The 21,697-nt window shown below is 52.5% G+C and carries 15 protein-coding genes and 12 pseudogenes; 25 read left to right on the plus strand and 2 right to left on the minus strand.

The features are described from left to right. Positions 1-9: 9 nt before the first annotated feature. The 21 genes and pseudogenes from P2W74_RS08830 (at position 10) to P2W74_RS08930 (ending at position 15,294) form a co-directional block, all read left to right on the plus strand. Positions 10-642 (plus strand): cobalt-precorrin-8 methylmutase, encoded by a 633-nt coding sequence (locus P2W74_RS08830; RefSeq protein ID WP_276294711.1) that lies wholly within the window; start codon positions 10-12, stop codon positions 640-642. Next, a complete protein-coding gene (gene cbiD / locus P2W74_RS08835; RefSeq protein WP_276294712.1) occupies positions 639-1,778 on the plus strand; it encodes a cobalt-precorrin-5B (C(1))-methyltransferase CbiD in 1,140 nt (379 codons plus the stop codon). The genes P2W74_RS08830 and cbiD overlap by 4 nt, the downstream gene beginning before the upstream one ends. Next, positions 1,772-2,377 (plus strand): cobalt-precorrin-7 (C(5))-methyltransferase, encoded by a 606-nt coding sequence (locus P2W74_RS08840; RefSeq protein ID WP_276294713.1) that lies wholly within the window; start codon positions 1,772-1,774, stop codon positions 2,375-2,377. The genes cbiD and P2W74_RS08840 overlap by 7 nt, the downstream gene beginning before the upstream one ends. After that, positions 2,367-2,937 (plus strand): annotated as a pseudogene (locus tag P2W74_RS08845) (decarboxylating cobalt-precorrin-6B (C(15))-methyltransferase). The gene P2W74_RS08840 and the pseudogene P2W74_RS08845 overlap by 11 nt, the downstream one beginning before the upstream one ends. After that, entirely contained in the window at positions 2,930-3,703 is a 774-nt protein-coding gene (locus P2W74_RS08850; protein WP_276294715.1) for a cobalt-precorrin-4 methyltransferase, read from the plus strand. Before P2W74_RS08845 ends, P2W74_RS08850 begins: the two are co-directional and overlap by 8 nt. Beyond that, complete coding sequence (gene cbiG / locus P2W74_RS08855; protein WP_276294716.1) at positions 3,684-4,739, plus strand: cobalt-precorrin 5A hydrolase; 1,056 nt, start codon at positions 3,684-3,686, stop codon at positions 4,737-4,739. The genes P2W74_RS08850 and cbiG overlap by 20 nt, the downstream gene beginning before the upstream one ends. Beyond that, positions 4,739-5,468 (plus strand): annotated as a pseudogene (locus P2W74_RS08860) (precorrin-3B C(17)-methyltransferase). Before cbiG ends, P2W74_RS08860 begins: the two are co-directional and overlap by 1 nt. Beyond that, positions 5,465-6,257, plus strand: a pseudogene (locus tag P2W74_RS08865) (cobalt-precorrin-6A reductase). Before P2W74_RS08860 ends, P2W74_RS08865 begins: the two co-directional pseudogenes overlap by 4 nt. A gap of 24 nt (positions 6,258-6,281) precedes the next feature. Next, a pseudogene (gene cbiK / locus P2W74_RS08870) lies at positions 6,282-7,064 on the plus strand (sirohydrochlorin cobaltochelatase). Continuing rightward, a pseudogene (locus P2W74_RS08875) lies at positions 7,061-7,780 on the plus strand (cobalt-factor II C(20)-methyltransferase). The pseudogenes cbiK and P2W74_RS08875 overlap by 4 nt, the downstream one beginning before the upstream one ends. Before the next feature lie 15 nt (positions 7,781-7,795). Continuing rightward, a pseudogene (gene cbiM / locus P2W74_RS08880) lies at positions 7,796-8,520 on the plus strand (cobalt ECF transporter S component CbiM). A 1-nt stretch (position 8,521) separates the two neighbouring features. After that, a pseudogene (locus tag P2W74_RS08885) lies at positions 8,522-8,804 on the plus strand (energy-coupling factor ABC transporter substrate-binding protein). Continuing rightward, complete coding sequence (locus P2W74_RS08890) at positions 8,791-9,471, plus strand: energy-coupling factor ABC transporter transmembrane protein (RefSeq protein ID WP_276295152.1); 681 nt, start codon at positions 8,791-8,793, stop codon at positions 9,469-9,471. Before P2W74_RS08885 ends, P2W74_RS08890 begins: the two are co-directional and overlap by 14 nt. A gap of 8 nt (positions 9,472-9,479) precedes the next feature. Further along, positions 9,480-10,300: pseudogene (locus tag P2W74_RS08895) on the plus strand (energy-coupling factor ABC transporter ATP-binding protein). Continuing rightward, a pseudogene (locus P2W74_RS08900) lies at positions 10,297-11,827 on the plus strand (cobyric acid synthase). Before P2W74_RS08895 ends, P2W74_RS08900 begins: the two co-directional pseudogenes overlap by 4 nt. Beyond that, positions 11,824-12,370 (plus strand): annotated as a pseudogene (cobU, locus tag P2W74_RS08905) (bifunctional adenosylcobinamide kinase/adenosylcobinamide-phosphate guanylyltransferase). Before P2W74_RS08900 ends, cobU begins: the two co-directional pseudogenes overlap by 4 nt. Then, positions 12,367-13,115: pseudogene (gene cobS, locus P2W74_RS08910) on the plus strand (adenosylcobinamide-GDP ribazoletransferase). The pseudogenes cobU and cobS overlap by 4 nt, the downstream one beginning before the upstream one ends. A gap of 79 nt (positions 13,116-13,194) precedes the next feature. Beyond that, positions 13,195-14,090 (plus strand): annotated as a pseudogene (gene cobT, locus P2W74_RS08915) (nicotinate-nucleotide--dimethylbenzimidazole phosphoribosyltransferase). A 22-nt stretch (positions 14,091-14,112) separates the two neighbouring features. Continuing rightward, the gene (locus tag P2W74_RS08920) at positions 14,113-14,205 is read left to right on the plus strand and encodes a hypothetical protein (RefSeq protein ID WP_276294717.1); all 93 of its coding nucleotides are present in this window, start codon (positions 14,113-14,115) and stop codon (positions 14,203-14,205) included. A 153-nt stretch (positions 14,206-14,358) separates the two neighbouring features. Then, positions 14,359-15,054: a L,D-transpeptidase family protein gene (locus tag P2W74_RS08925; protein ID WP_276294718.1), complete on the plus strand. Its 696-nt coding sequence runs from the start codon at positions 14,359-14,361 to the stop codon at positions 15,052-15,054. A gap of 66 nt (positions 15,055-15,120) precedes the next feature. After that, on the plus strand, positions 15,121-15,294 hold the full coding sequence (locus P2W74_RS08930; protein WP_276295153.1) for a hypothetical protein: 174 nt from the start codon (positions 15,121-15,123) through the stop codon (positions 15,292-15,294). Between the two features lie 152 nt (positions 15,295-15,446). Here the strand turns inward: P2W74_RS08930 and P2W74_RS08935 are convergent, their stop codons facing one another. Next, positions 15,447-16,886, minus strand: coding sequence for a PRD domain-containing protein (locus P2W74_RS08935; protein ID WP_276294719.1), 1,440 nt, complete (start codon positions 16,884-16,886; stop codon positions 15,447-15,449). A 333-nt stretch (positions 16,887-17,219) separates the two neighbouring features. On the opposite strand from P2W74_RS08935, the gene P2W74_RS08940 reads away from it, so the two are divergent. From P2W74_RS08940 to P2W74_RS08955, 4 genes are all read left to right on the plus strand, one after another. Continuing rightward, positions 17,220-18,761: a PTS transporter subunit EIIC gene (locus P2W74_RS08940; protein WP_276294720.1), complete on the plus strand. Its 1,542-nt coding sequence runs from the start codon at positions 17,220-17,222 to the stop codon at positions 18,759-18,761. A gap of 33 nt (positions 18,762-18,794) precedes the next feature. After that, the gene (locus tag P2W74_RS08945) at positions 18,795-20,153 is read left to right on the plus strand and encodes a class-II fumarase/aspartase family protein (RefSeq protein ID WP_276294721.1); all 1,359 of its coding nucleotides are present in this window, start codon (positions 18,795-18,797) and stop codon (positions 20,151-20,153) included. A 93-nt stretch (positions 20,154-20,246) separates the two neighbouring features. Beyond that, a complete protein-coding gene (locus P2W74_RS08950) occupies positions 20,247-20,870 on the plus strand; it encodes an oligogalacturonate-specific porin KdgM family protein (RefSeq protein WP_276294722.1) in 624 nt (207 codons plus the stop codon). Beyond that, positions 20,810-20,953, plus strand: coding sequence for an oligogalacturonate-specific porin KdgM family protein (locus tag P2W74_RS08955; RefSeq protein WP_276294723.1), 144 nt, complete (start codon positions 20,810-20,812; stop codon positions 20,951-20,953). Before P2W74_RS08950 ends, P2W74_RS08955 begins: the two co-directional genes overlap by 61 nt. 355 nt (positions 20,954-21,308) lie before the next feature. On the opposite strand, the gene P2W74_RS08960 is transcribed toward P2W74_RS08955, so the two are convergent. Continuing rightward, complete coding sequence (locus tag P2W74_RS08960; RefSeq protein WP_276294724.1) at positions 21,309-21,692, minus strand: DUF2750 domain-containing protein; 384 nt, start codon at positions 21,690-21,692, stop codon at positions 21,309-21,311. Between the last annotated feature and the right edge of the window lie 5 nt (positions 21,693-21,697).

A 21,697-nucleotide genomic window follows, 5' to 3' on the forward strand; every position in this document is an offset into this window, starting at 1 on the left:
GAGAAATACATGCAATACATCCAGCAACCCCAGGCGATTGAAACCAAAAGTTTCGACATCATTGGCGAGATTATTCGTGAAACCCGCCCGGATTATCAGTTTGCCAGCCCGTTGCATGAAGCGATCATCAAACGGGTTATCCACACTACGGCAGATTTTGACTGGCTGGACATTTTGTGGTTTTCCAGCGATGCGCTGGAGCACCTGTGTGCGGCACTCCAGCGCCAGTGCGTTATCTACACCGACACCACGATGGCGCTTTCCGGGATCAATAAAACGCTGCTGGCCAAATTTGGCGGTGAATGCCGCTGCTACATCAGCGACCCGCGCGTGGTGAGTACAGCAAAAGCGCAGGGGATCACCCGCTCAATGGCGGCCGTTGATATTGCGGTTACCGAAGAGTGCGAGAAGGTGTTTGTATTCGGCAATGCGCCAACGGCATTGTTCCGGTTGCTTGAACATGATGTTGCCGTCAGCGGCGTGGTCGGTGTGCCAGTAGGATTCGTTGGCGCCGAAGAGTCGAAAGACGCGCTAACGCAAAGCAACCTGCCGGCTATCGCCGCATTGGGGCGCAAAGGCGGAAGCAACGTGGCTGCGGCCATCGTGAACGCCATGTTGTACCACCTGCAGGGGGCGCGATGAGCGACGCATCCTTTGATGCCCCGGTATGGCACAACGGCAAAGCGCTGCGTAAGGGGTATACCACGGGATCCTGTGCAACGGCGGCAGCAAAAGTCGCTGCACTCATGGTATTGCGCCAGCATTTGATTCATCAGGTTTCTATCGTGACGCCTTCCGGGGTGACGCTGTGTCTGAACGTTGAGTCTCCCCACATTGAAGGGCAGCAGGCCATTGCCGCGATTCGTAAGGATGGTGGCGATGATGTGGACGCTACCCACGGCATGCTGATTTTTGCCCGTGTGACCCTGAATGAAACCGGTGAGATCGTCTTGCTGGGCGGAGAAGGCGTAGGCACGGTTACCCGCAAAGGTATTGGTTTGCCTGTCGGTAGCGCGGCGATCAACCGCACGCCCCGGCACACCATTGAATCCGCAGTACGTGAAGCCATTGGTCCGGCGCGTGGCGCAGAAATCGAAATCTTCGCCCCGGAAGGCGAAGAGCGAGCGCAAAAAACCTACAACTCACGCCTCGGGATTCTGGGGGGGATTTCGATCATTGGCACGACAGGAATTGTGACGCCAATGTCGGAAGAGAGCTGGAAACGTTCTTTGTCGCTGGAGCTGGAGATCAAACGCGCTGCGGGTCTGGACAGGGTTGTGCTGGTGCCTGGCAACCATGGTGAACGTTTTGTCCGCGAGCAAATGGGAATCGACACTCAGGTTGTCGTCACCATGAGCAATTTCGTCGGCTACATGATTGAAGAGGCGGTGCGACTGGGGTATCGCCACATCGTGCTGGTGGGACACCCCGGTAAGCTCATTAAAATCGCGGCTGGGATCTTCCATACGCACAGTCATATCGCCGATGCCCGCATGGAAACGTTAGTGGCGCATCTGGCGCTCCTTGGCGCACCGCGTGAACTGCTGACGCTCGTCAGCGACTGCGATACCACCGAAGCGGCGATGGAACATATCGACGCCTACGGGTTTCAGTGCATTTACCCGCATCTGGCCGAGCGAATTTGTCTGCGCGTCATGCAGATGCTGCGCTTTACGAAAAACCCGCCTTGCTGTGACGCCATTATGTTCTCTTTCGAGAATCAGGTTCTCGGCAGTAACCGCCCGGTCGAAGAGATTGCGAAGGAGATGCAATGTTAACGGTGGTGGGAATGGGACCCGCAGGGCTACATCTGATGACGCCAGCCGCCCGGGAAGCGGTGGCGCAAGCCGACGTCCTGGTAGGCGGAAAACGTCATTTATTACAGTTCCCTGATTTCAGCGGCGAACAGTTTGTGCTCGGCGCCAACATTGCGGAACTGCTGGACTGGGTTGCCCGCCATGACGATAAACGCGTGGTGGTACTGGCCTCTGGCGATCCGCTTTTTTACGGTATCGGCACGCGCATGGTGGCGCACTTTGGTCTTGAGTGGGTGCGCATTATTCCGGGTATCAGCGCGGTGCAGTATCTCTGCGCGCAGTCAGGCGTTGACATGAACGATATGTGGCTCACCAGCAGCCACGGGCGCAGCGTCTGTTTTGACGAACTGGCGCGGCACAACAAGGTCGCGATGGTGACAGACACGCTCTGCGGCCCACGCGAAATAGCGGCTCAGTTAATGAAACGCGGTAAGGGACATCGCTGGATGGTGATCGGTGAAAACCTGGCGATGGAAAACGAACGGATCCACTGGCTGCCCGTCAGTGAGGTCAACAGCGACTATGAGATGAATGCAGTGGTGATCCTTGATGAAAGATGAGCTGTTCCTACGTGGAGAGAAAGTGCCGATGACCAAAGAAGTGGTTCGCGCACTCGCCCTCTCAAAACTTGAATTGCACCGCGCAAGCCATCTCATAGATGTCGGCGCTGGAACCGGAAGCGTCTCGATTGAGGCGGCGCTGCAGCATCCTTCTCTGCATGTCACCGCCATTGAGCGTAATCCCGCAGCGCTGCGACTGCTGGATGAAAACCGCCAGCATTTCGCCTGCAGCAACATTGATATCCTGCCGGGTGAAGCGCCAATGATGCTGACGCGAGAAAGCCGATGCGGTGTTTATGGGCGGCAGCGGTGGTCACCTTACCGAACTGATTGACTGGGCAATGCGTCAGCTTCACTGCGGCGGCCGCCTGGTCATGACCTTCATCCTGCAAGAAAACCTCAATACCGCGCTGGCGCATCTGGAGCACATTGGTGTGCAGGACGTGGATTGCCTACAGCTACACGTTTCGTCACTGACTGCCCTCGGCAGTGGTCACTATTTCAAACCGAATAATCCTGTTTTTGTTATCGCCTGTCAGAAGGAAGAACACCATGTCTGAGACATTTGATCCCCGTAGTGTGTGGTTTGTCGGCGCAGGTCCTGGCGACCGTGAGCTGATCACCCTCAAAGGCTACCGTTTGCTGCAACAGGCGCAGGTGGTTATCTATGCAGGCTCGTTGATCAATACCGAATTACTGGATTACTGCCCGCCAGATGCAGAGTGCCACGACAGCGCGGAACTGCACCTGGAACAGATCCTCGACCTGATGGAAGCCGGAGTGAAGGCGGGAAAAACGGTGGTGCGTCTGCAAACCGGCGATGTATCACTGTACGGCTCAGTGCGCGAGCAGGGTGAAGAGTTGACCCGTCGTGGGATTGACTGGCAGGTAGTGCCTGGCGTCAGTGCTTTCCTCGGCGCGGCCGCCGAGCTTGGCGTGGAATATACCGTCCCGGAAGTGTCGCAGAGCCTCATTATTACCCGTCTGGAAGGACGGACTCCGGTACCGGAACGTGAACAACTGGAGGCGTTTGCCAGCCACCAGACGTCAATGGCTATTTATCTTTCAGTCCAGCGTATTCATCGGGTCGCGGAGCGTCTGATTGAAGGTGGATACCCGGCAACAACCCCTGTGGCGGTGATCTACAAAGCGACTTGGCCGGAAAGTCAGACCGTACGCGGCACGCTGGCAGACATTGGCGACAAAGTTCGTGACGCGGGGATCCGCAAAACGGCGCTCATTCTGGTGGGGAATTTCCTCGGTGATGAATATCACTACTCCAGACTTTATGCTGCGGACTTTAGCCATGAATACCGTAAAGCCTGAGTCTATTGCGCTTTTTTGTTTGACGCCTGGCGGAGTCATGCTGGCGAAACGGCTGGCGGCAATGCTGCCGCTGACCTGCTTTACCAGTGAGAAATTGCTGGAAGAGGGGTTTGTGCCGTTTACTGACGGATTTGCCAGTACGGCACGCGATGCGTTTGCGCAATATTCGGCGCTGATTTTTATTGGCGCGACCGGTATTGCAGTACGTGTGCTCGCGCCGCTGGTGAATGACAAATTCAGTGACCCGGCAGTCGTCGTCATCGATGAGCGCGGGCAGCATGTGATCAGCCTGCTCTCCGGTCATGCCGGGGGAGCCAATGCGCTCACCCGTTACCTTGCGGGCATGCTGGGCGCCGATCCGGTGATTACCACCGCGACCGATGTTAACGATATGGCTGCGCTGGATACGCTGGCGTTCCAGCTTAACGCCCGAATGAATGATTTTCGCACGGCGGTAAAAACCGTTAACCAAATGCTGGTAAGCCAGCGGCGGGTGGGGCTGTGGTGGGACGACGCGTTAGCCGAAGAGGTCAGCCACTGTGACAAACGCGGCTTTATTATCGTGACCGACCTGCAGCAATTGCCGGAGCTGGATGCGCTGATTTGCATCACGCTGCGCACGGATTTACCCGCACTGCCAGTACAGCACTGGAAACTGGTGCCCCAGCGGGTTGTCGCCGGGATTGGCTGTCGTCGGGACACGCCATTTCCGCTGTTAGCGAACCTGTTGGCCCGTCAGCTTGAAGCGCAGCGGCTCGATCCGCTGGCATTAAAAGCGATCGGCAGCGTCAACCTCAAAAAAGACGAACAGGGGCTGATTCAACTGGCCTCCTGTTGTCGGGTTCCTTTCGAAACCTTTACCGCTGACGCGCTGCGTGAGCACGAACATCGCTTTCCTGCCTCGTCGTTTGTGCGTCAAACGGTGGGCGTCGGTAGCGTATCAGGTCCGGCAGCCTGGCTGCTGAGCCATGGACAACTGTTAGGCGAGACCCTGCGTGAGCAGGGCGTGACTATTACTTTGGGAGTTTCACACTGATGTTAACCGTAATTGGAATAGGTCCTGGCTCGCAGGCAATGATGACGATGGAAGCGGTCGAGGCACTACAGGCGGCGGAAATTATTGTCGGTTACAAAACCTATACCCATCTGGTGAAAGCCTTCACGGGCGGACAAGCAGGTGATCAAAACCGGTATGTGCAAAGAGATCGAACGCTGTCAGGCGGCGATTGAACTGGCGCAGGCCGGGCATAACGTGGCGCTGATCAGCAGCGGCGACGCAGGCATTTATGGCATGGCGGGTCTGGTGCTGGAACTGGTCAGCAAGCAGAAACTGGATGTTGAGGTCCGTCTGGTGCCCGGCATGACCGCCAGTATCGCTGCCGCTTCTCTGTTGGGCGCGCCGTTGATGCACGATTTTTGTCACATCAGCTTAAGCGATCTGTTAACGCCGTGGCCGGTCCATTGAAAAAACGCATTATCGCCGCAGGCGAAGCCGACTTTGTGATTTGTTTCTACAACCCGCGTAGTCGGGGCCGTGAAGGGCATCTGGCGCGCGCATTCGAATTATTGTCGGCCAGCAAGAGCGCAGAAACCCCGGTCGGTGTCGTGAAGTCGGCGGGACGTAAGAAACAGGAGAAATGGCTGAGCACGCTTGGCGGAATGGACTTCGAACCCGTGGATATGACCAGCCTGGTGTTGTCCGGTAAACAAAGCCACCTACATCCAGGATGGTCTGATGATCACGCCAAGAGGTTACGTGCTGTGAGATTCGGCGAGGTGCTGGTGATGGGCGGAACCAGCGACGCGCGGGCGCTGTGTCAGCAACTGGACGCCGCGAACGTCCCTTACACCCCTGTCGGTGGCGCCCCCTACTGGTAAGCAACTGGCGGGGGAGATTAAAGGGCAGGTGCGATGCGGTCGTCTGGAGCTGGAGCCGATGATCGCCTGGCTGCCGGGATAACCGCACCCGCTGGGTGATCGATGCGTCACATCCGTATGCCGAGGTGGTGAGTCGTAACATCCTGCGCGCCATGCGAAGCGGCGGGCGTGTTGCTGAGTCGCTACCAGCGCCCGGAACAACTTAGCGACCTGACGCACCCGTTGCTTTATACCGTTCAGAGCATTGCGCAAGCCTGTGATTTGGCACAGAAGTTTGGCGATCGTGTGCTGCTGACCACCGGCAGTAAAGACCTGGCGCAATGGCGTGCAGGGCCTGCCGGAGAAAACATTGCTGGCCCGCGTCTTGCCCGTTCCTGATGTGATTGCGCAATGCGCAGAACTGGGATTCGGCGTAGGGGAGATCTTCGCCCTCTGCGGCCCCTTTAGCGCTGAATTTAACGCAGCGTTTTATCGCCAGTGTCAGGCCGACGTGGTAGTGACAAAAGCCTCTGGCGCAGCAAGGCGGTTATCAGGGAAAAAGTTCAACCCCTGTCTGGATGCAGGGATCCCCTGCATCGTGATCACCCGCCCGGCGCCGCTGGTGACGGGAGACGAATTACTGGAAAGTCAGGCCGCATTTGCGCAGCGTTTAGCACGCTGGCTGGCCGCTGATTAAGGAGTCACACATGAAAAAGCACTTCTGGTCGTCAGTTTTGGCACCAGCTATCACGACACCTGTGAGAAAAATATTGTGGCCTGCGAGCGCGATTTGGCGGCAAGTTGCCCTGACAGAGATCCGTTTCGCGCTTTCACCTCCGGGATGATCATCCGCAAACTTAAACAGCGCGATGGTATTGATATCGACACGCCGTTGCAGGCATTGCAAAAACTCGCCGCGCAGGGATATCAGGACGTTGCCATTCAGTCTCTGCACATCATTAACGGTGATGAATACGAAAAAATCGTGCGCGAAGTGCAAAGTATGCGCCCGCTGTTTTCCCGTCTGACGCTGGGGGCGCCGTTATTGAGCAGTCATCGTGATTACACGCAACTGATGCTGGCGTTGCAGCAACAGATGCCCACGCTTGAGACAACCGAGAAGGTGGTGTTTATGGGGGCATGGCGCCAGCCATCATGCGTTCGCCGCCTATGCGTGCCTTGACCATATGATGACGGCGCAGGGTTTTCCGGCTCGCGTGGGGGCGGTCGAGAGTTACCCGGAAGTCGAGATCCTCATTGAGAGTCTGGGTAAAGAAGGCGTTAGCGGTGTGCATCTTATGCCGTTGATGCTGGTCGCGGGCGATCACGCCATCAACGACATGGCCTCTGATGAAGAGGACTCCTGGAAAACACGCTTTAACGCCGCAGGTATTCCGGCCACGCCGTGGTTAAAGTGGGCTGGGAGAAACATCCGGCAGTTCGCGCGATGTTTGTCGCGCACCTGCAACACGCGCTGGAAATGGCAGTGGAGGAAGCAGCATGAGCGGTAAACTGTATGCGTTGAGCACGGGTCCTGGTGCGTCACCGATCCTGATCCACGGTTCGTGGGGCGCGGATCCTCGGTTCACTGGATATTTTATATGCCCCGGCCGGGCCGTAAAGGCGGTGACAGCCTGGCGCTCTCCATTGTGCGTGAATATATCGGCGAACAGACAGAGGTGCGCTGCTGCCATTTCCCGATGAGTGCCGACAGCGCCGAGAAAGAGGCCGTCTGGGACGAGGTCGCCGCCGCGCTGGTCAAAGAAGTTAAGGCCGGAAAACAGGTTGGCTTTATCACGCTGGGCGATGCCATGTTGTTCAGCACCTGGGTCTTTTTACTGCAGCGTATTGGCAACCCGGAGTGGTTGGAAATTGTCCCTGGCGTCACCTCGTTTGCCGCCATTGCCGCCCGCTCAAAAACGCCGCTGGCAATGGAACAACAGTCGCTGGCTGTGATCTCCTGTACGGCACCGGAAGCTGAAATTCAGCAGGCGCTAAAGCAGCACGAAAGCCTGGTGCTCATGAAGGTGTACGGCAGGTTCACGCGTATTAAAGCGTTGCTGCAAACAGGAAGGTTTACTGGACTGTGCCCTGATGATGGCTGAAGCCACCCTGCCTGGCGAGCAATGCTGGCGCCATCTGGATGAGGTGAGTGATGAGCAGTCGCTGCCTTACTTCTCGACCATTCTGGTCAACAAACGGTGGGAGTATGAGGAATGATACTCGAAAAAACAGCTGAAGCAACTGTCATTCAGTGGGTTGGGCTGCGGCGCTATTGCTGATGGTGGTTCCCGAGCAGGCGTTCGCGATGCACATCATGGAGGGTTTTCTGCCGCCGATGTGGGCGTTGGCATGGTGGCTGCTGTGTTTTTACCCTTGCCTGTGGTACGGACTGGTTCGCCTGCGGCAGATTGTCCAGGAAGATAACCATCAAAAAGTGCTGCTGGCGCTGTGCGGGGCATTCATTTTCGTGCTCTCGGCGCTGAAAATCCCTTCCGTGACCCGGGAGCTGTTCTCATCCGACCGGCGTTGGTCTGGCGGTCATTCTGTTTGGACCCGGCGTGGTGGCGGTTCTTGGCGCGATCGTTCTGCTCTTCCAGGCATTGTTGCTGGCGCATGGCGGGCTGACCACGCTGGGTGCGAATGGCATGTCGATGGCGGTGATTGGGCCGGTTGTTGGATATCTGGTGTGGCAACTGGCCTGTCGCGCAGGATTGCGCCGCGATGTTGGGGTCTTCTTGTGCGCGATGCTGGCGGATCTGGTGACCTATTTCGTCACCTCTGTACAGCTTGGGGTTGCCTTCCCGGATCCGCAGGCGGGCGCGCCAGGATCCATCGTCAAATTTATGGGCATTTTCTGTTTAACACAGATTCCGATTGCGATCGCGGAAGGGTTGTTAACCGTCATGATCTACGACCAGTTGACCAAGCGGCGGTTGATTACCGCACAAGGACATTAGGATGAAAAAGACGCTGATATTGTTGAGCATGGTGATAGCCCTGGTGATCCTGCCGTTCTTCATTAATCATGGCGGCGAATACGGCGGTGCTGATGGGGAAGCCGAAAGCCAGATCCAGGCCATTGCGCCGGATTATAAACCCCTGGTTCGACCCACTGTATGAACCGGCCAGTGGTGAAATCGAAAGTTTGCTGTTCACCCTGCAGGGTTCGCTTGGCGCGGCAGTGATTTTCTACATTCTGGGTTATTGCAAAGGTAGACAACGTCGTGATGACCGGGCTTGACAGGCTTAGCTACCAGAGTCGCTGGTTTCATGTATCACCGGAGCGAAAGTTTTTGCTCTGGACGGTGATGATGACGCTGGCGTTCACCCCTGCCGCCATGGAGGGCAGGGTATCGAGCTCCTGTTTACCGCCGGACCTGACCTGCTGGTTGTTACGCCTCTCGGTATGGCGCTGGTGCAGGTGGATGGCCTTGCCCTTTGGTTTTTTAGTGGTTGGGGTGGTGACGATTCTGTTTAGCGTAAGCCGCGATCCCCAGTCGCTGTTGGTCAGTTTGCCTGTCGGATCGTACTGGCTTGGTATTACCTCTTCAGGGCTTATCACCGCGAACGAAACCTTCTGGCGTAGCCTGGCCGCACTGGCATCAACGTTCTGGCTGGTACTGAATCTACCGTTTCCACAGCTGATTGTATTGCTTAAACGCGCGCGTGTGCCGCGACTGCTCACCGAGCAGATCCTGCTGACCTGGCGCTTCATTTTTATTCTGTTAGACGAAGCGCTTGCCATTCATCGCGCGCAAACGCTGCGTTTTGGTTATCGTAGTCTGCCGAAAAGCTACCGTTCTCTGGCGATGTTGGTCGGATTACTGTTTACTCGCGTGCTGATTCGCTATCAGCAAATGGCTACCACGCTGGATATCAAACTGTATCAGGGTGATTTTCACCTGTAAGGAAAAGCATGCTTGCCACGACAGAGCTCTGGTTTCGCTATCAGGATGAGCAGGTACTCAAAGGGGCTCACGCTGGATTTTCTCGCGCATTCTGTGACCGGATTAGTCGGCGCGAATGGCTGCGGGAAATCGACGCTGTTTATGAACCTGAGCGGCCTTCTGCGCCCACAAAAAGGGGCGGTTCTGTGGCAGGGAAAACCGTTGGATTACAGTAAACGCGGCTTGCTGGCGTTACGCCAACAGGTGGCTACCGTCTTTCAGGACCCCGATCAGCAAATATTCTATACCGACATCGATAGCGACATTGCGTTTAGCCTGCGCAATCTGGGCGTGGCGGAAGCCGAAATAGCCCGGCGTGTGGAGGATGCGCTGACGCTGGTTGATGCCCCAGCATTATTCCGCCATCAACCCGATCCAGTGTTTAAGCCACGGGCAGAAAAAACGGGTGGCGATTGCGGGTGCGATGGTATTACAGGCCCGTTATTTGTTGCTGGATGAACCGACGGCAGGTCTCGATCCTGCCGGAAGAACGCAAATGATCGACATCATCAAGCGAATTGTGGCGCAGGGGAATCACGTCGTCATCTCCAGCCACGATATCGATCTCATCTATGAAGTCAGCGATGCGGTGTATGTCCTGCGCCGTGGCGAAGTGCTGGCGCATGGCGAGCCGGGCGAGGTGTTCGCCCGTACTGAATTAATCGAACAAGCCGGGTTAACGCAGCCCTGGCTGGTGAACCTGCATGCCCAATTGGGGCTACCGCTGTGTAAAACCGAAGCTGAATTTTTTAGTCGTATGCGAGAGAACGCACTGAAGGAGGCGTCATGACGCAGGCAATAATGTTGCAGGGAACGGCATCCTGATGTGGGTAAAAGCGTGCTGGTGGCAGGGCTGTGCCCGTATTTTTTATCAGGACCGGTCTGCGCACGGCGCCTTTTTAAATCGCAGAATATGGCGCTGAACTCCCGGTATCACGCCCGGATGGCAAAGAGATGGGCCGCGCGCAGATCTTTCAGGCGGAGGCCGCGGGGATCACACCCGACGTGCGGATGAATCCGGTCCTGCTAAAACCCACCAGCGATCGCAAAGCGCAAGTGGTGCTGATGGGTAAAGTGGCCACCGATATGGATGCCGTCAGCTACCACGAAATTAAACCGCGGCTACGGGAACAGATCCTCGAGGTATACAGGCAGCCTGGCGCAGGACATGACGTCATCGTGCTGGAGGGGGCGGCAGCCCGGCAGAGATAAACCTGCGCGAATTCGTAGACATCGTCAATATGGGGATGGCGGAGATGGCAAAATGCCCGGTGATCCTGGTGGCGGATATCGACCGGGGTGGGGTCTTCGCCTCTATTTATGGCACGCTGGCTCTGCTGCACGACCATGAACGCGCCAGAGTGAAAGGGGTCATCATCAACAAATTCAGAGGCGATGTGGCGCTGCTTTACTCCGGCATTGAACAAATTGAATCATTGAACGGGGTGCCGGTGCTGGCGTAATGCCCTGGCTGGATGTGGATCTGGAAGATGAAGATGGCGTTGCGCTGCAAAAAGGGAAATACCTGCGCACCGAAAAACGCGATATCGATATTGCAGTTTGTTCAACTGCCGACACATCTCAAATTTTACGGATTTCAACGCGCTGGCAGCCCACCCGGATGTCCGGGTACGCTACGTGCGGCATCCTGAAGAGCTGGAAACGGTCGATTTGGTTCTCCTGCCCGGTAGTAAAAACACGTTGGGCGATCTGGTGTGGATGCGCGAAAGCTGTATGGCGCATGCTGTTTTACAGGCACATCAACGCAGCGTACCCATCATGGGCATTTGCGGCGGCTACCAGATCCTCGGCGATACCATCATTGATGAAGTGGAGTCCGGGCTGGGCACGCTGCCGGGGCTTGGCTTACTCAACACCGTCACCCATTTTGCACAGCATAAAACCACGACTCAGGTAGAGGCGACAATGTCGCCCGCGCTGCCCGGATGGCTGGCTGCGGCTTCAGGCTTACCCGTACGCGGTTATGAAATTCACATGGGGGAAACCGCGCTGAACGAGGATTGCCGCTCAGTGATGCAGCTACGAAAAAATGGGCAACATGTGGCGGATGGCGCGGTGACCGAGGACGGACTGGCGTTTGGGCACCTACCTGCATGGCCTGTTTGATAGCGATGATTTTACCCGTGCTCTGATCAATGGCCTGCGCGTGCGTAAAGGTCTGGAACCCCTGGATATGACTTTTCAGTATGGGCAGTACAAATTGCAGCAGTTCGATCTGCTGGCTGAGGGGATGCGCGAACATATTGATATTGATAAAATTTATCAAATCATGCAACAACATCAGGAGCCTGTATGATGATTCTGGTAACGGGCGGGGCGCGCAGTGGAAAAAGCCGACATGCCGAGGCGCTGATTGCGGATTCGCCGCAGGTATTATACATCGCAACGTCTCAGGTTTTTGACGAGGAGATGGCGGCGCGAATTCAACATCATCGGGACGGACGACCGGCGCACTGGCGTACCGCCGAGCGCTGGCAACAGCTTGATGAATTGATCACAGCGCAAAACGATCCCAATGAGGCCATTTTGTTGGAGTGCATCACGACAATGGTGACCAACATGCTGTTTGCGTTGGGGGGAGAGAGCGATCCCGATAGCTGGGATTATGCGGCGATGGAACGCGCTATTGAGGACGAGGTCCACGCGCTGATTGCCGCCTGCCAGCGCTGTCCTGCAAACGTGGTGCTGGTGACCAACGAAGTTGGGATGGGCATCGTCCCGGAGAACCGTCTGGCGCGCCATTTTCGCGATATTGCCGGCCGGGTTAACCAACGGCTTGCCAGCGCTGCCGGATGAGGTGTGGCTGGTGGTGTCAGGTATTGGAGTCAAAATTAAATGAGTAAGTTGTTCTGGGCAATGCTTTCGTTTATCAGTCGTTTGCCCGTTCCCGTCCGCTGGTCGCAGGGGCTGGATTTCGATCAGTATTCACGCGGCATTGTGATGTTTCCGCTGATTGGCCTTGTGCTGGGTGGGTTAAGTGGTCTGGTGTTTATGGCCGTGCAACCCTGGTGCTGGGTATTCCTCTGGGCGTCATTGTTTGCGGTGCTGACGCTGGCGTTGCTGACGGGCGGATTTCATCTGGATGGCCTTGCAGATACCTGCGATGGCGTATTTTCTGCGCGTCGCCGTGAACGCATGCTGGAGATCATGCGAGACAGTCGTCTGGGAACGCACGGCGGACTGGCACTGATTTTTGTCTTGCTGGCGAAGGTTCTGGTGATCGGTGGAACTCGCCTTGCGGGGAACGCCTGTACTGGCGTCGGCTGGTCGCTGCCTGTGCCGCAGGGCGAGGCATTGCCGTGTTGCTGATGTACCGCCATCGCTATGCCCGCGAAGAAGGGCTGGGCAATGTGTTTATCGGCAAAGTCACCGGGCGACAGACCTGTGTCTCGCTAGGTTTAGCGGCGATTTTGGCTGCCGTGCTGCTTCCGGGTATGCATGGGTTGGCGGCGATAGTGGTCACCATGGTGGCAATTTTCATTCTTGGTCAATTACTTAAACGTACGTTGGGTGGACAAACTGGCGATACGCTGGGCGCGGCTATCGAACTTGGTGAGTTAATCTTCCTGCTGGCTCTGCTGTGAGTCAGCCAACACAATGAGAACCCTTATGCAGACTTTATCCTCAGTACTCCGTGCGATCCCACCGATTGACGGTGATGCGATGTCGCGTGCGCAGCAACATATTGACGGTTTGCTCAAGCCGCCAGGCAGTCTTGGTCGCCTGGAAGCGCTGGCTGTGCAACTGGCAGGAATGCCGGGTCTCAACGGCGTACCTCACGTGGGTGAAAAAGCGATGTTGGTGATGTGCGCGGATCACGGCGTATGGGATGAAGGGGTTGCCGTCTCGCCTAAAGTGGTGACTGCGGTTCAGGCTGCGAATATGCTGCGGGGAACGACTGGCGTCTGTGTGCTGGCCGCACAGGCGGGCGCAAAGGTGCATGTGATCGATGTCGGGATTGATTGCGACCTTATCCCTGGCGTCGTAAACATGCGAGTGGCGCGCGGCTGCGGCAATATCGCCACAGGGCCGGCAATGAGCCGCACTCAGACCGAAGAGTTACTGCTGGAAGTGATTCGATATACCCAGGAACTGGCAAAAAACGGCGTGACGTTGTTTGGTGTTGGGGAGCTGGGTATGGCGAATACACCCCGGCCGCGGCAATCGTGAGCGTGCTGACCGGAAACGATGCTGAGGATGTGGTCGGGATTGGCGCCAATCTCCCGCTGTCCAAAGTGGGGAATAAAGTAGATGTGGTGCGTCGTGCCATTAGCGTGAACCAGCCTGACTCGCGTGACGGTATTGATGTTCTGGCCAAAGTCGGTGGTTTTGATCTGGTCGGTATGGCTGGCGTGATGCTTGGCGCTGCGTCTTGCGGATTACCCGTATTGATGGATGGTTTCCTCTCTTATTCGGCGGCGCTGGCGGCTTGTCGCATTGCCCCTGAGATTAAGCCGTATTTGATACCTTCCCATTTCTCGGCGGAGAAAGGGGCGCGGATTGCGCTGGCGCATCTTGAACTGGACCCGTATCTGAATATGGGGATGCGACTGGGGTGAGGGCAGTGGTGCCGCCCTGGCCATGCCGATTGTTGAGGCGGCCTGTGCGATGTACAGCAATATGGGACACCTGGCAGACAGCAATATCGAACTGCCGGACGGTAAAGAAGCGTAGTCACTCTCTGAAACCCCCGCTTACAGGCGGGGGTTTCCTTTTTAAACCTGTTTATTGTTACACTCTTGCACGTGAACAGTCCTTCGTTAACACCTAATCGTATATCAAAAAGCTATAATTAACTGACTCCTGCCGCGACTGAGGGAAAGGGAAATGATGCGTCGTGTGAAATTGTTTTGCTCTCTGGCCATGCTATTGACCAGCCAGATCGCCCTGGCAGTGAGTTACCCGCTACCGCCTGACGGGAGTCGTCTGGTGGGAAGCCCACTGACGATGATAGTACCGGATAAAAATACCCAACCGCTGGAGACGTTTGCGGCTCAGTACGGCCTGGGGTTGAGCAACATGCTGGAAGCGAACCCCGGAGTGGATTGTCTATCTACCCAGGTTCCGGGTTCTACTCTCGTTATCCCGCAACAGCTCATTTTGCCCGCCACGGTCCGCGAGGGCATCGTGATTAACGTGGCGGAAATGCGTCTCTACTATTATCCGAGTGGGGGAAATACGGTTGAAATTCTGCCCATCGGCATTGGTCAGGCAGGGCGAGAAACCCCGCGCAACTGGGTGACATCGGTACAGCGTAAACAGGAAGCGCCGACCTGGAGTCCAACCCCAATACCCGACGTGAATATGCCAGAAGGGGAGAGAGCCTGCCCGCGTTTGTTCCTGCGGGGCCGGAAAACCCAATGGGGACTGTATGCCATTTATATCGGCAAGCTGTATGCTATCCATGGCACGAATGCCAATTTTGGCATTGGCCTGCGGGTGAGTCAGGGCTGTATCCGCTTACGTAACGATGACATTGAATATCTGTTCGACAATGTGCCGGTGGTACGCGTGTGCAACTGATCGACCAGCCGGTGAAAATACACCACAGAGCCGGACGGTAGCCGCTGGCTTGAAGTTCACGAGCCGCTGTCACGTAATCGCGCCGAATATGAATCCGACAGAAAAGTCCCGCTGCCGGTCACGCCAGCGCTACGCACCTTCATGACGAGCGGTGGCGTTGATGCCAGCCGGGTCAACCATGAACTGGAGCGTCGCTCCGGAATGCCGGTGAATATTAATGTCGGTGCCATCAATCAATAAATGATGCGCCTGAATAACGGCAGCAACAGAAAAAAATACCGCCAGATGTTATGGCGGTAATATATCAGACATTAGCATGGCTTTTCACAAATCCCCAGGCCCTGTTTTTTAGTGATTATGGTTGGCCTCTAAAATTTAATTTGTCGCGAGAGTTAAGTAAAATAATTCATATAGTTCCGCTTAAGAAGTTCATGGATCTCCTCCCTCGACTTTCCTTCAATAGCATCTAAAAAATCGTGAGTGGACAGTTTTCTATTGAGATTGCTGGAGAAACCATGAGCGATAAAAACCCGGATGTCGTTATCTTTGAGGTGATAATTTACCTTAATATGGTCAACATTCATCTCATTTAGCAACCATGAAATACGGTTTGAGAAGGTGACTACAATATCGGCATCTAAATCTTTTAGCCGTTCTTTTTCATGAATATTGATCGATTCTTTTACATCGATATCCAGATGAAATTTGAGATGGCTGATAAAAAAGTCAATCTTTTCTACAGCAGAGTTTGTTACTATGATAACTGTTTTTCTGTTTCTACCCGATAACTTGCTGCTGTTGATATGTTTTTTTATTATCAGGGTTATCGTCGATAGCTGGTTTTTATCAAGGTTAAGTCGGTATTCCGATTCTAAAACCTGAATTGACTGCTGAACAATATGAAAAAGGTTGGGATAGTGTTTCTCCGTACTTGATAGATTATTATCAAATAGGCTGTAACCAAGAATACTGCGCAAAATGCATTTCTGAATATACTGATAAAGTTCATGCAGAAGCGCATCAGGGTAGATTATTGCAGTAATGATATTTTTACTCACTTCAGTAAAAAATGCTCTCAGAGTCGTATACAGACGTAAATCGATGAGTGGCAGTTCCGTACTGTTTTGATCGAGTGAGTGGATAAAATAGTACCTCAGTTGCTCTTCCGCACTGTATTCCTTGTGAGGATAACGCGGCAGCAGTACGGGGATATCACAGGGGGTGACATGACTCTCGGGAGCACGGATCGCCTCTAGCAGCAGCCAGATATAGAGCAATTTTTTGCCGGGGTAGGAGAGCGCCAGTTGCTCATCACGGATAACAGCATGAAACCTGTTCACCACCTCAGTAAGGTTTGACGATTGTTGACTAAAACGGGTAAACATCAACCTTTCATAGACATCGTTAGCGGCGCGCCCGACCAGGGATGCCTCGTGATTCAGTTCGCAAATGGATGCAAGGATCTCCATAATAAGAATCCGCCACGCCGTTTCATTACCCGTAATTCTTATCCCTTTACGACTGACAACCTCAGACTTCAAACCTCGTGCTGATAAATAATTTTCCAGCGTTTTCAAGTCTTTCTTTTTCGTCGTTAAACTAATTCCAATTTCTTCATAGAGTCGGGATGTGTTTACCGTCGTATAAAGAAATGCGTAAAAGAGAATGAGCTTAATCCTCTCTTCAACGGATGAGTTATAGTCTTTGACTTTAAGACTTGATAAAAAAACAAGCAAATCAGCATAAGTAAGATCGCAGACAAAAGAGTCGGTATGAATGACAATGCGCTCTGTTTTAAGGTAATAATTAATGTTTGCGACGCTGCGTTTCAACGTGAGTAAGCTCTTTCCAGGAAGAGTGCTCGGGAATATCCGTAAAAGCCAACTCACCTTTATCTTGCATAAAGCTAAGAAAAGCAATGTCATACTGATTAATGCTAATAATCACCTCCTTTTTATGCGCACAATTTCAGTTGGTTTAACCTTCATGTCAATATGCAGAAATTGATAGTGAGATGATGCTCACAAATTCTTTTTATCGTGTTTTCACGGAAACTTATTGTCGCAGTTTTATTACATCAAGTTACCTTGAATGTTGATGGGAACGCAGATGACAATGGGCTCAGATAGTTAAAATTACTGATTAATTAAGACAGAGTATATCCAATGAAGATGGACAAATTTAAAGACGGCATACAGTTATTTGGACGCTCATTATTATTGCCGATAGCGGTGATGGCACCGATTGGGATGATCATGGGTATCTGTGCTGCGCTGAGCCAGTCCTATATGATAAATAAGTTACCGTTCCTCGGTAACGATGTAATAAAAATGATACTGGAAAGTATGAGGGACATTACCGGGATCGTCTTTAACAATATCCCGTTATTGTTTGCCATGGGGGTTGCCTATGGTCTCTCCAAAAATGAGAAGGGTATTGCAGTATTCTCTGCGGTATTGGCTTACCTGACGCTCACCATCGTGATGAACGTCTGGCTAAAGGTGAATGGCGCGTTAGCCAAGGGAGACCTCTCTTCTGTAGGCCAGGGCCTGGTACTTGGCATACAAACGCTGAAGATTGAAGCGATGGGGGGGATTATTTCCGGGCTGGTGGCTGCAAAAGTGACCGACCGATTTTACCGGCTGCAACTTCCTCTGGCTTTTGCTTTCTTCAGCGGTAAGAAGTCAGTCCCGATCATCACCTTCCTGTACATGATCCCTGTTGGGCTGCTGATTCCTTTCGTCTGGAGTGGGGTCACCACCGCGCTGACCAGCATCTCATTCATCATGATGGACGATACGTTCGGCGTCGGTGTGTACTGGTTTATTCACCGCACTCTGATCCCTTTCGGTCTCCATCATGTGCTGGCCTCGGTGCTGCGCTTTACCGAAGCAGGCGGGACCTATTTGATTAATGGAGAAACTTATACCGGTATTCTCAATGCCACCAATAAGATCCTCTTTGAGCTTGGCCCTAACGATCCGAGCTGGTCATTGATGCCTAAACTCACCGCCTACCTGGGCGCTGGTCAGATGCTCAATACGCTCTTCCGTGTTCCGGCTATTGGTCTGGCAATGTATCACGCCTCGTTTAAGGCTAACCGTCCTATTGCTAAAGGGATGATCCTGACCATCGTGTTGACCGCCTTCCTCGGCAACGTGACGGAACCGCTGGAGTTTTCATTCCTGTTTATCGCGCCAGGTCTGTTCTTTATCTACACCGTGCTTTGTGGGGTGATGGCCATCCCTCTGGCGTTCCTTGATGTTTCCATTGGCTATATCCGTGGCACCATTTTCGACTTTGGTATCTTCGGACTGCTGTATGAAAACACCCACTGGGTTCAGCTTGTTATCCTGGGTGCGGTGAACTTCGTTGTCTTCTATGTGGTATTCCGCTTCGCGATTGAAAAATTCAAAATTCAGACACCGGGCCGGGAAGAGGAGATCAGGAACAATAACCTGCTTAAAGAAAAGCGTTATCCGGAAATTGCCACTCTGGTATTAGAAGGCCTTGGCGGAAGTGACAATATTAAGAATGTTGATAACTGTGTCACCCGCTTACGTATCGATTTAAAAGATCAGGGTAAGGTACAGACTGAGACGTTAAAAAATGCAGGCTCTTCAGGAATATTTATTCCTAAAAATAACCATATCCACGTTGTTTTTCGGTCCGCACGTCGAGTTTGTAAAGAACGCGATTGTCGATAAGATTGCTGGCAAATGATTAATAAGGAATAAATCGTGAGTGCATTATACGATTCAAAAACAAAAACGATGGATGATCGTGGGATCAGAGCATTATTAACCGAAGAAGAAAAATTCCGCTCCTGGTTGGATATTGAAGCTGCGCTGGCAAAAGCTCAGAGTGAAATAGGCATCGTACCGGTGGATGACGCCCAAAAAATTATCCAGTCATGTCGTATTGAGAACATCGATATTAACACCGTTAATGAGCTGCAAAGAGAAATTGGGCATGGCTTTGTGCCCTTTCTCAAAATGCTGGTAAAAGCCTGTCCGGCGGATAGTGGAAAATTTGTTCACTATGGCGTTACCACACAAAATATTCAGCAGAGTGCGCAACTGCTGGTAGCGAAGAAGGTACACGTTAAATTCAAAACGGTTATTGAAGAGATTCTGCTTAATCTTGCACAGATCGCCACCCGTGAAGCGAATACCGTCATGCCAGGACGAACCCATGGCCGCCACGCTATTCCCATTACTTTTGGCTTTAAGGCTGCGGTATGGATCGATGAGTTCCAGATGATGCTGGAACGTATGGAACAATGCGAAAAAAGGGTATTCCGCATCATGATGGGGGGAGCCGTAGGCGCCTTCAACTCAAGTGGTGAAGCTGGCCGGCAGGTACAAACTCGCATGGCTGAACTGCTGGGTATGTCTGAGATGCGCGTTCCTTCTCGCAATATCGCCAACCATAAAGTTGAGTATGTTCAGGTACTTTCATTGCTGGCCAGTTGCTGCCACAAGATCGCCGAGGAAGTTTACAGTACCTCATTGGAAGAAATCGCTGAGCTGGGTGAAGGATTTACGACCGGAACGGTTGGCAGCAGCACGATGCCTCATAAGGTCAATCCAAAGCTTGCTAAAGGTATTATCGCTAACGCACAGAAACTGTACTCACTTTCTTCTGTCATGCTCAACTCTTCAAGTCGTCCCTACGAAGCGGACAGCTCTTCTTATATGCTACTGGAATCATCGTTACATGAAGCGCTGGCGTTAATGACGGAAATTATTTTACGCGCTGAGGAGCTTACCCGAACGCTGCATGTTAACCGAGAGCAGATGTGCCGTAATGCCGGTATTAATAGCGGTCTGGATAACAGTGAGTTCATAATGATGAAGCTTGCTGCCGTTCTGGGAAAAGATAAGGCCCATGAAAAAATGTATTCACTGGCAATGCAGTCAATACATGAAAAATCCAGTTTTTCTAAACTGCTGTGTGAAGATCCTCAAATTTCAGGTTTATTTACAACGAATGAGATTTTGACATTTCTGGAACCCAATAACTATACAGGGCTGTCATCAACAATCGCCGAAGAAGTCGCAAGGTCCGTCAAGGAAGAGTTAACCCCACGGGGCTAATCGCCATCTGATAATAACGACAAATTGTGAATATAAAGTATGGGCAGAAATGCCCATACGACAGATTTCCTATGTTTAAAATATGGAGTGTTTATGAACAATTTTTTTAAATTAAGTACCCTGCCTATTATTATTCTCTCTTTTTCCGCTGGTGCGGTAACACTCGACTATCGGCATGAATATAAGGCCGACAGTAAAACCAATGCAGATCGCCTGAAACTGAGCCACACCACCCAGAATGGGTATTTTGCTAGTGTGGAAGGTAAACAGGCAGAAAGTACAAAAGTGATGTCTGATGGATTTAAAGAAGGCAATGGTGGTTACAGTGGCAATGGCAGCGAGTGGGAATTTGGGCGTAACTTTAAAATAACGGATAAATTAACCCTTGCTCCTGCTTTGAATCTGGATAATGGTGATACCTTTGTTGGCTATCGTGCGCAAATTAAAGCCATTTATAAAATTACTGATAGCTGGGTGACAACATTTCGCTGGCGTCCGGGTATTCAGGTTGATGAAAAATCATCCGTAGATAACAAAAACTATAATCAGTTCAACTGGGAGTTTGGCTACGTCAGCGATAAATTTACCGTAACGGGTGTGACTATGAATACCGCTTTACAAACTATGAAGATTACAAAGGGGATCATAATTACTGGTTGTATAATGTTGTCGCGACTTTGCCGCTCAACAAAAACTGGACACCTTATACTGAAATAGGCGTGGTTCCTCGTTACAACACCAACCACGAAAAAGACGAAATGGAAATGCGCTATCGTCTTGGCATTAAATACAACTTCTAAATTAGCCATTCACCGGCAATCAGTATTTGGTCGGGTGCACAAGCATACCGTATCTGCGTACGCCGGGGATGTGGGTCATAGACGAAAAAAAAGCCCGTACTTTCGTACGCGCTTTTCTCAAATATGGCGGTGAGGGGGGGATTGACTCGCTGCGCTCGCCGTTCTCGTATCTGGCTCCCGGCGTCAGGGTGCCCGGTTCATACAGTCAGTAGACGCTTTTCTCTGTAGCGACCGTGCCGTCTGCATACACTGGGACTTCGGCGCACCGGCAGTCGTATCCGGCGATGCCTTTTACGCTGTCCTGCCGCCGCTTGCTTATCCTGCGGGCAAAGGTATCGTAGCGGTACGGTCCTACTTATTCATATTGTTCTAATTCTTCTTGCAATAATTTCTTAAAATCAGATGGTGTAATTACAATTCCATTACCTTTGTCTATAGGGAAAATCAAAATGTCAATATTGCCCTTTTCTAATCCAGTGATCCACTTGTCTAAAAAATAATATAAATCTATTTCTTTGGGTGAAAATTGATACTGATGATTTGTATTATAATCAACAGAAAACTCTTCTTCTGGCCAAAGAGGAAGCAATTCTCCCCCTTCTTTAGTTGATAAGTGCAACCATCCATTTTCACCATAACTTCCCCATACTTTTTCAAAGTCAGCCACTTTCCGGATAAAATAATTGAATCTATTCTCTGAAGTTAGGGATTTTATGTTTTCGATTTTGGCACTTTTCATAAGTC

The sequence above is a fragment of the Citrobacter enshiensis genome (assembly GCF_029338175.1).
GTDB lineage: Bacteria > Pseudomonadota > Gammaproteobacteria > Enterobacterales > Enterobacteriaceae > Citrobacter_D > Citrobacter_D enshiensis.

Excerpts from the sequence above, each read along its gene's own strand:
- P2W74_RS08830 (WP_276294711.1), top strand. The coding sequence starts at position 10 with ATGCAATACATCCAGCAACCCCAGGCGATTGAAACCAAAAGTTTCGAC.
- P2W74_RS08960 (WP_276294724.1), bottom strand. The coding sequence starts at position 21,692 with ATGAAAAGTGCCAAAATCGAAAACATAAAATCCCTAACTTCAGAGAAT.
- cbiG (WP_276294716.1), top strand. The coding sequence starts at position 3,684 with ATGAATACCGTAAAGCCTGAGTCTATTGCGCTTTTTTGTTTGACGCCT.
- P2W74_RS08940 (WP_276294720.1), top strand. The coding sequence starts at position 17,220 with ATGAAGATGGACAAATTTAAAGACGGCATACAGTTATTTGGACGCTCA.
- P2W74_RS08925 (WP_276294718.1), top strand. The coding sequence starts at position 14,359 with ATGATGCGTCGTGTGAAATTGTTTTGCTCTCTGGCCATGCTATTGACC.
- P2W74_RS08840 (WP_276294713.1), top strand. The coding sequence starts at position 1,772 with ATGTTAACGGTGGTGGGAATGGGACCCGCAGGGCTACATCTGATGACG.
- cbiD (WP_276294712.1), top strand. The coding sequence starts at position 639 with ATGAGCGACGCATCCTTTGATGCCCCGGTATGGCACAACGGCAAAGCG.
- P2W74_RS08950 (WP_276294722.1), top strand. The coding sequence starts at position 20,247 with ATGAACAATTTTTTTAAATTAAGTACCCTGCCTATTATTATTCTCTCT.
- P2W74_RS08890 (WP_276295152.1), top strand. The coding sequence starts at position 8,791 with ATGACCGGGCTTGACAGGCTTAGCTACCAGAGTCGCTGGTTTCATGTA.
- P2W74_RS08920 (WP_276294717.1), top strand. The coding sequence starts at position 14,113 with ATGCCGATTGTTGAGGCGGCCTGTGCGATGTACAGCAATATGGGACAC.
- P2W74_RS08850 (WP_276294715.1), top strand. The coding sequence starts at position 2,930 with ATGTCTGAGACATTTGATCCCCGTAGTGTGTGGTTTGTCGGCGCAGGT.